Below are 8,601 nucleotides of genomic sequence, written 5' to 3' on the forward strand. Positions count from 1 at the left end.
GCGCGGCCGGCGCGGTCGGGGCGGGGCGGACTCAGCGATCGATCGTCGGCGGGTCCTCCTCCAGGCGCGGGAAGTACGCGCTCGTGCCGTCGAAGGTCCACGGCCCCTGCTCGACGCACGGCGGGGCGCCCGGGCCGATCGCGGGCAGGTACAGGACGTTCCCGGTGTTCCGGCAGTCGTACGCCTTCAGCCCGCCCTTCGCGACGTCGCGCAGGCTGCCGGGCTTCGGGTACGGGTTGAGCCGGTTCGTCGGCAGGCGCTTGATCCAGCCGCCGACGATCTCGTTCCAGATCGTCGGCAGGCCGTTGCCGTAGTGGATGACGCGGCCCCCGTCGGCGACCATCGTGCCGTTCTGGATCTGGCCGACGTTCGCCAGCACGCCGTGGACGGAGTCGCGGTTGGCCTCCAGGAGCCGCAGCACGGGCGCGAGCTGCCGGACGGCGACGTCGACGACCGGGAGCCGCTCGCGCGCGGCATCCGCGATCGCGTCGAGCGCCGGGAGGCTGCGGCGCCCGGTCCGCAGGACGGGCGCGAGCTCGACGAAGAGACGCTCGAACGCCGGCGCGTCCCGCACGATCGTCCGCAGCGCCGCGGGCAGCGCCGGCGCCGCGGCGCGCAGGCCGCGCGCGGCGCGGGAGAGCTCGGGCGACAGCGCCGCGAGGTCGTCGCCGGTGGCCTCGAGCCGGCGCAGGAACGGCGGCAGGGCGTCGATCGTCGCGCCGAGCGCCCGGTCGCGGGAGCGGGTCGTCGCGAAGACCCGATCGGCGGCCGTCACCGCGGCGCGCAGGTCGCCCTGCCGCTCCCCGACGGCGGCCAGCACGTCGCCGCTGCCGGCCACGAGCCGCGCGAGCTGGTCCCGCTGACCGGCGAGCCGCCCGAGCACCGCACCGACGCCCTCGGCCGCCGGCCCGAGCGCGGCGCTCGCGCCGCTGAGCGACGTCTCCCGCCCGGCCAGGGCGGCCGCCGACCCGGCGAACAGGCGGCGCAGGTCGCGGCGGGTCGCCGGCGCGAACGTCTCCAGGACGTCGTCGAGGCGCTGGGCCGCCCGCACGCTGCCGGACGGCAGGCGACCGCCGTCGCGGATCAGCGGGGCGCGCGGCGCCCCCGGGGCGATCTCGACGAACGTCTCGCCGAGGAGCGTCTTCGTGCGGAGGATCGCGCGGGCGCCGCGGCGCAGGGGGGCGCGCTGCGCGTCGATCGCCATCTCGACCTCGGCGTGGCCGCCGACCCGTCGCACGCGCGTCACCCGGCCGATGTCGACGCCCGCCGAGCGGACGTCGGCCTCGGCGAAGAGGTTCGAGGCCTGCGGGAAGGTCGCGCTGATCCGGTACTCGCGCGGCTGCAGCGGCACGGATCCGCCGAAGCTGCGCCACACGCCGATGGCGAGCACGGCGCAGAGGAGCGCGAAGCCGATCGGCAGCAGGAGCCGGCGGAGGGTGGGGGTCTGCGTCTCCATCAGCCGGGACAGGCGTTCGGGCTGCCGAGCAGCAGCTGGAAGAGCGGGGCGAGGTCGACGAGCTGGGTCAGCTGGGTGCAGCTCACGGTGACCATCGCGCGGCCGATGCCGCCGTGCGCGTCGGCGGTGCTCATGAGCGAGTTCCAGTTGTGGACGAACCAGGAGCCCCAGAAGAGGAAGCCCTCGTCGTCGCCGGGCGGGTTGTAGGCGAGCTGGTTCAGCAGCCCGTTCGTCGTCTGCAGGGTGCCGCGCAGGTCGGGCGCGCTCGTGCGCAGCTGCGCGATCCCGGGCGCCGCGGCGGCGAGCACCGGCGTCAGGCGGCCCACGAGCGGCCGGACGTCGTCGCGCAGCGTCGTGGCGAGCGCCCCGGAGAACGACCCGAGCTCGCGCAGCGTCGCCGGCAGCCGCTCGACCGTCGGCTGCAGGTCGCGCAGCGTCGGGCGCAGCTCGCGGGCGAGCTCCCCGGTGCTGCCGAGCACGCGCTGCGCGCTGCCGAGCGTCGCCGGCAGCCGGTCGAGCGCCGCGCGCAGCGGCGCGTCCTCGGCGGCGACGGCGCGCAGGGTCTGGTCGCCGGCCCGCACGAGCGCGGCGAGGCGGTCGTCGCGCGACGCCGCGCGCGTCACCGTCGCGAGGTCGCCGACGAGCCGCGCGACGGCCGTCCGGCGGTCGGCCAGCGCCGCGGAGATCCGGCGCACCTGACCCGCGGTCGGCCCGAGGACCCGCAGGGCGCGGCGCACGTCGTCGCCGCGTCCCCGCGTCCCCTGGTCGAGGCTCGTGACGAGCGACGCGAGGAACTCGCGGGTGTCGGCGTCCAGCGCGCCGAGCAGCTCGTCCAGCGACGCCGGCGTGGCGGTGCGCGCCTGGTCGATCCGGCCACCCGGCGGCAGCGGGCCCGCCGAGCGGTGTCCGGGGTCCAGTTCGATCCGCATGTCGTCCAGCGGCGTCACCGGTCGCAGCGCCGCGGAGGCGTCGGCGTAGACGCGCGGCACCTCGCCGCGGTCGAGCTCGAGCGTCACGAGGGCGCGCCCGCGCTCCAGGCGCGCCTCGGTGATCGTGCCGACCTTCACGCCGGCGAGCTGGACCGGCTGCCCCAGGCCGGGGGCGACGCCGTCGGCGGCCACGAGCGAGGCGCGCACCTCGTAGACGTCGCGGAAGGGCACGGGCAGCCGCTGCTGGACGAGGACGTAGCCCGCGGCGACGACGCCCACGACGACGATCACCGCGATGACCAGCAGCGCCCGGAGGCTCGCGCGGGTCATCGGCCCCGCCGCCTCTCGAACGGGGACCGGTCCAGCAGCGCGCGGGCGGCGGCCCGCGTGGCGCGGCGCCCGGCCGCCGACGGCGTCGGCGCGCTCGTCCGGCGGAGGCCCTGGAGCCGCGCGCTCGAGCGCGCGTCGAGGTCCGGCAGGTCCTGGGTCGTGCACGCGACGTCCGGCCGGAACGGCGGCGAGACGCCGTAGCCGAGCCACGCGGGCGCGAGCGACCCGACGTCGTCCCGGGTGAGGGTCGACACGGTCCCGATGCCGGGCAGCACGCCCTCGAGCGCCTGCTCGCCCTCGGTCACCCCGAGCCGGATCGTCGTGCCGTTGCCGTCGAAGTTCGGCGAGGCGCCCGCGAGCGCCGCGCCCATGTGCATCGCGTCCTGCCAGACCGGCCGTCCGGTCGAGAGCTTCCCGTCGGGGACCTCCCGCTCGAGCGTGCCGAGGACGTTGCGGTCGACGCAGCGCATCGCGCTGCTCAGCAGCGGCAGCGAGCGGGTGAGCGCGGCGGCGAGCGGCGGCAGGTCCGTCGTCACCGGGCGCAGCGCGGCGAGCGTCGCCGGCAGCTCGCCCCGGCCCGTCGCGGCGCGCACCTGCTCGAGCGCGGCGGTCGTGCGGCGCAGCGGCTCCGGTGCCGCCCGCAGCGCCGGTCGCAGGGCGACCGCGAACCGGTCGACCGCGGGCAGCGTGCGATCGAGCTGCGCGAGGGTGGCGGGCGCGGCGCGCACGACGCCGAGCAGGCGCACGAGGCTCGCGGAGAGCCGGCGGTCGCGCTCGCCGAGCGTGCCCATCACCCGGCCGGTGCTCGCGACGAGCGAGCGCAGCGCGGCGGGATCGGCCGCGAGCTGCGTGGCGACCTCGGCGCTCCCGCCGATCGCGCCCGACAGGTCGCCCGGCCGGCGCCCGCGGACCGCCCGCTGGGCGACCGTCGCCTCGCGCAGCGCGCCGTCGAGCTCGCGGCTCGCCGCGCGCAGCGCGGCGGCCCCGGTCCGACCGCGCCCGCCCAGGGCGCGGGCCAGCTCGCCGGTCGTGCGCCGCAGGCCGCCGCGGACGGACGTCGTCAGCACGTCGAGGACCTGGTCCAGCTGCACGGCGACGCTCGTGCGCGAGCGCGGGATCGTCGCCCCGGCCCGGATCTGCGGCGCGCCCGGCGATCCCGGGTCGATCCGGATCGCGGCGTTGCCCTCGAAGAACAGCCGCGGCGCGACGTGGATCCGGGCGTCGGCGCCGATCCGGGTGCCGGGCCGGATCGCCAGGCGCAGCCGCGCGGTGTCGCCGGGACCGGCCTCGATCGCGTCGAGCCGCCCGACGTCGAGCCCCGCGATCCGGACCGCCGCGCCGGGCCGCAGCTGGTTGGCGGTCGTCACGATCGCGTCCACCTCGTAGTCGCGGCTCAGCGGACCGGTGCGGCCGAAGGCGACGAGCGCCACGAGGGCGACGGCGCCGAGCGCGAGCAGCGCGGCGACGAGGCGACGGCGTCGGGCGGCCGCGGCGCGGCGCGCGGGGCTCGGGGCGCTCACGGGGTGCCTCCGCCGTCGTCGTGGAGCCCGGCGCGCTCGGCGAGCCGGCGGACCGCCGGCTGCTGGCGGGTCTCGCGCGTGCGCGCGGACTGGCGCCCAGGCGGGCTGCCGAGGACCTGCCGCCCCGCGTAGGGCTCGTTGCCCGACTCGCACTCGTCCGTGCCCTGGTTCGGCAGGAGGTTGATCGCGGCGTCCTTCGACGGGCGCGGGTTCTGCAGCAGCTCGTTGTCGGCCCCGAGGTGCGTGACGCCGATGTTCGCCAGCGCCGGTCCCTGCCCGGTGCCGAGCGAGCCGAAGGTCGACGCGAAGTTCGTCGCCCAGAGCCCGATGACGTTGCACTGCAGCTGCGCGGGCAGCAGCGTCTCGAGCGTCCCGTTGGCGGCCTGCAGCGCGCCGCCGGCGTGCTGGAGCGCCCCGCGGACCCCGTCGGTGGCCCCGAGCCGCCGGACGCTCGCGAACGTCCGGCCCAGGACGGGGGCGAACGCCCGCAGGTCGCGCAGGGGGCGCACCCCGCGGGCGAGGGTGCGGTCGATCGCCGGCACCGCGGCGGGCAGCAGGCCGACGGCGGGGGTCAACGCGGCGGAGAGCGCGTCGAGGTCCTCCAGCGCCGGCTGCAGGCGCGTGAAGGCGCGGGTGACCGACGCCTCCGCCGGGGGCAGCGCCACGAGGGTCGCCGCCAGCGCCCTCCCGTGGCGCGCGAGCACGTCGAAGGTCGCGGCGGCGCCGTCGGTGGCGGAGGCGAGCTCGCCGGCGACGGGCGCGAGCGCGCGCGTCGCGTCGTCCAGGGCGACGAGCAGCGGCCCCAGGCGGGTGCCGGGTGCGGCGAGGGTCCGGCTCACGCGCCCGAGGTCGCCGAGCAGCGGTGGCAGTGCCCCGAGGGCCTGCCCCAGTGCGGGCCCGCGCCCGGCGAGCCCGACCCCGAGCGTGCCGAGCGTCGCCTGCAGCCGCCGCCCCGCCGACCGGTCGAAGACGTCGAGGAGGTCGGTCAGCTCGACCGTCGAGCTCGCGTTGCGCAGCGGCAGCGACGCGCCCGAGGGCAGCTCGCGACCCGCCCGGCCCGGCACGAGGTCGAGGTAGTTCGTCCCGAGGATCGAGGCCGGGCGCACGCGCACCGCGGTGTCGGCGCGCAGCGGTCCGGCGTCCGTGGCGAGCGCGAGCGTCAGCCGCGCGTGCGTGCCCCGGCTCCCGGGGACGGCCTCGACGCGGTCGATCCGGCCGGCGCGGACGCCGGCGATCCGCACGTCGTTGTTGCGCACGAGCCGCAGCGCGTCGGGCACCTCGACGGTGATCCGGTACGTGCCCTGGAACGGCAGCCCGCTGTTGGCGCGGTAGGAGACGAGGACGATCGCGAGCGCGGCGAGCACGCCCGCGAGGCCGAGCGCGAGCAGCCGCCACCGCGGATCGAGCCGGCGACGCGGCGCGCGATTCATCGCCCGAGCTCCCGCATCCGGCGCCGCAGGGTCGTGGCGGTGCGGTCGGCGTCCGGGGCCGGCGTCGCGTCCGGCGACGGGATCCGCGTCCGCGCGCCGACCCGCCCCGTCGCCTCCTGCGCCCCGCGCGACGGGACGTTCACCGGCACCGTGCCCTGGCCCGGCGCGGCGTACGCGTGGCTGCAGCCCGGCGTCGATCGCGAGACGATGCACTGCGGGTAGACGCCCGCGAAGATCGAGACGATGTGGGAGACGTCGTCGCGCAGGGCCGTGACCGTCGCGAGCGAGTAGAGCAGGCGCAGCGTCTCCTCGATCCCGCCGCGATCGCGGGTGTCGATGAGCAGCCGGCGCGCGCGGTCGATCGTGGGCGCGAGCCGCGCCGCGGCGCCGCGGAGGTCGTCGAAGACGGGCTGGATCGCGACGAGCGCCGGGCCGCCCCGCCGGGCGGCGGCGCGCAGCTCGCGCAGCGCGGGCGTGCCGGCGTGCGCGAACGCGGGCAGGGTCGTCGTGATCCGGCGCAGCGCCGGGGCGCTCGTGCGCAGGTCCCGCACGAGCGGCCTCAGGCGGCGCGCGGTCCGGTCCAGCGCGGTCAGGCCGTCGTCCGTCGCCCGCAGGGTCGCCGGCAGCCGGCGCACCGCGGTCCCCAGCTCCGCGCGCCGCGCGGCGGTCACCGTGGCCGCGGCGGCGCCGCGGTCGACGAACCGCCGGACCGCGGCGTCGTCCTGCGCGAGGCGCGCCATGACGGTCGAGAGCTGCGTCGTGGCCGCGCCGAGGCGCCGGCGCTGCCGGTCGACGATCGCCAGCGCGCCGTTGGCGTCCGCCAGCGCGGGGTTGGCCCGGCGCAGGAGCGCGTCGAGGTCCTCGCCGCGGCCGGCGGTGGCGACGCCGAGGGTGGTGAGGAGCGCGCCGATCCGGTCCGCGGTGGGGACGGCGAAGAGGTCGACGACGTCCTGCAGCGCCACGGGGACCTGCGTCCGCGACACGGGCACCGTCGGCGGACGGCCGTCGCGGCCGGTCAGCGGCGCGCCCGTCCGCCCCGGCGCGCAGTCGACGAAGCTCTCGCTGATGAACCCCTCCGGCAGGATCCGGCAGCGGGCGTCGCGGCGCAGCGGCCCGTAGCGGGCCTCCATCCGGAAGCTCATCCGGGCCTTTCGGTCCGGCGTCACGTGGACCGCCGTCACCGTGCCGGCCCGCACGCCGCCGACCTTCAGGAGCTGGCCGGGGACCATGCCCTTCGCGGTGTCGAAGATCGCGTCGAAGCGGACGTCGCCGGGTCGGTCGGACCCGCCCCGGACGGCGATCGCGACGAGCGCCGCCAGCACGGCCAGCACCGCGAGGACGATCGGCGGGCGGCGGCTCACGGCTCGTTCACCGACGCCGGCATGCTGTCGGCGGGGTCGCAGATCGACGGGTCCGGGACCCACGGGCTCGACCCGTCGCGCGCCGGGGGCGCGGTGCTGCCGGGACAGCGCGCGTCGAGGTGCGTGCGGGTCCGGAAGATCCCGAGGATGCTCGCCTGGGTCAGGGTTGGCAGCAGCGGCGAGAGCGCCCCGCCCAGCAGCGTCTGCGGGCTCTGCACGAACTCGAGCCGCGCGTAGTGACCGAGCTCGTTGTAGTTGCCGACCGCGACGCCGGCGAGCCCGTTGAGGACGCCGAGGATGAAGTCCGGCCCGTAGTAGCGCAGGCCCTTGAGCACCGGCAGGCCGCGGTCCAGCGCGGCGCCCGTGTCGGTCAGCGCGCCCTCGAGCGGTCCGCGCAGGGCGGGGAGCGCCACGAGCGTGCGGCGCAGCCGCGGGAGCTCGCCGCGCAGCTGCCCGACCACCGGCGTGGCCCGGTCGAGCACCGGCGGGATCGCCGTCGCCACGTCGCGCAGCGGGCGGGCCGCGGCGGGCACCTCGCGCAGCGCCGGTCGCAGGCGCGCGCTCGTGCGCGACACGCCGGCGAGGGTCCCGCCGGCCTGCGCGAGCACCGCGGGGGCCCCGTCGAGGATCCCGGCGAGCTCGGCGCGCCGCTCGGCGACCGCGCCGAGGGCTCGCGCGGTGCCGGTGACGGCGGAGCGCAGGTCGGGGCGGCGCTGCGCGATCGCCGTCGCCGCCGTGGCCCCGCGCGCGATCAGCCGCTCGAGGTCCTCGCCGTCGGCCTCGAGCTCCCCGAAGAGCCGCGTCGTCTCGGCGAGCGCCGGGTCCAGCCGCGCGAGCATGCGGTTGAAGGACCGCGCACCGGAGCCGGCGTAGACGTCCGCGGCGCGGCGCACGAACTCGCGCACGTCGGCCCGCGCCGGGGCGTCGACGGCGTTCAGGACCTCGTCGAGGTCGACGACGCCGCGGGTCGCGCTCACCGGCAGGACGGCGCCGTCGGGCAGCTCCGGGGCGCTCCGGGATCCAGGGCTCAGCTCGACGAAGCGGCTCGTGACGCCGGCCTGCCCGACGGTGCGGATCTCCGCGCGCGTGCCCGCGTGCAGCGGCGCGAGGGCGTCGTCGCCGATCCGCAGCGTCGCCTCGGCGGTCCCGTCGTCGGCGAGGCGCAGGTCCGTGACGGTCCCGACCCGCCGGCCGGCCACCTGGACGACGGCCTGCTCGACGAGCTGGCTGGCGTTCGCGAACCGCGCGCGCAGCTCGTACCCGCCCCCGCGCGGCCAGGCGGCGAGCGCGAGGGCGGCGACGGCGAGGACCGCGAGCAGCGCGACGAGCGCCGAGCGCGTCTGCGCGCGGCGCGCCCGGCGACCGGGACGGCTGGCTCCGGCGACGCGGCTCATCCGCCGATCGGGAGTCGGGGGATGGGCGGGCCCAGCACGACCTGGGAGACGAGGCGTGGCAGCAGCACCGTCATCCGCCGATCGGGAGTCGGGGGATGGGCGGGCCCAGCACGACCTGGGAGACGAGGCGTGGCAGCAGCACCGTCATCCGCCGATCGGGAGTCGGGGGATGGGCGGGCCC

General features: G+C 78.3%; 6 protein-coding genes. All 6 read right to left on the reverse strand.

Annotated features, from left to right (window positions below; genetic code table 11):
• Positions 1 to 31: 31 nt before the first annotated feature.
• From SK069_RS09465 to SK069_RS09490, 6 genes are read right to left on the reverse strand one after another with little or no spacing between them, the layout of a single operon-like run.
• Positions 32 to 1,456 (reverse strand): MlaD family protein, encoded by a 1,425-nt coding sequence (locus tag SK069_RS09465; RefSeq protein WP_319953970.1) that lies wholly within the window; start codon positions 1,454 to 1,456, stop codon positions 32 to 34.
• Complete coding sequence (locus tag SK069_RS09470; protein ID WP_319953971.1) at positions 1,456 to 2,715, reverse strand: MlaD family protein; 1,260 nt, start codon at positions 2,713 to 2,715, stop codon at positions 1,456 to 1,458. The genes SK069_RS09465 and SK069_RS09470 overlap by 1 nt, the downstream gene beginning before the upstream one ends.
• Positions 2,712 to 4,235 (reverse strand): MlaD family protein, encoded by a 1,524-nt coding sequence (locus SK069_RS09475; protein ID WP_319953972.1) that lies wholly within the window; start codon positions 4,233 to 4,235, stop codon positions 2,712 to 2,714. The genes SK069_RS09470 and SK069_RS09475 overlap by 4 nt, the downstream gene beginning before the upstream one ends.
• On the reverse strand, positions 4,232 to 5,665 hold the full coding sequence (locus tag SK069_RS09480; RefSeq protein ID WP_319953973.1) for an MlaD family protein: 1,434 nt from the start codon (positions 5,663 to 5,665) through the stop codon (positions 4,232 to 4,234). The genes SK069_RS09475 and SK069_RS09480 overlap by 4 nt, the downstream gene beginning before the upstream one ends.
• Entirely contained in the window at positions 5,662 to 7,026 is a 1,365-nt protein-coding gene (locus SK069_RS09485) for an MlaD family protein (RefSeq protein ID WP_319953974.1), read from the reverse strand. The genes SK069_RS09480 and SK069_RS09485 overlap by 4 nt, the downstream gene beginning before the upstream one ends.
• Entirely contained in the window at positions 7,023 to 8,420 is a 1,398-nt protein-coding gene (locus SK069_RS09490) for an MlaD family protein (protein ID WP_319953975.1), read from the reverse strand. Before SK069_RS09490 ends, SK069_RS09485 begins: the two co-directional genes overlap by 4 nt.
• Between the last annotated feature and the right edge of the window lie 181 nt (positions 8,421 to 8,601).

The sequence above is a fragment of the Patulibacter brassicae genome (assembly GCF_033949425.1).
GTDB classification, from domain to species: Bacteria; Actinomycetota; Thermoleophilia; order Solirubrobacterales; family Solirubrobacteraceae; genus Patulibacter; species Patulibacter brassicae.

Coding starts and splice junctions, on each gene's coding strand:
- SK069_RS09470 (WP_319953971.1), bottom strand. CDS start 2,715: ATGACCCGCGCGAGCCTCCGGGCGCTGCTGGTCATCGCGGTGATCGTC.
- SK069_RS09490 (WP_319953975.1), bottom strand. CDS start 8,420: ATGAGCCGCGTCGCCGGAGCCAGCCGTCCCGGTCGCCGGGCGCGCCGC.
- SK069_RS09465 (WP_319953970.1), bottom strand. CDS start 1,456: ATGGAGACGCAGACCCCCACCCTCCGCCGGCTCCTGCTGCCGATCGGC.
- SK069_RS09480 (WP_319953973.1), bottom strand. CDS start 5,665: ATGAATCGCGCGCCGCGTCGCCGGCTCGATCCGCGGTGGCGGCTGCTC.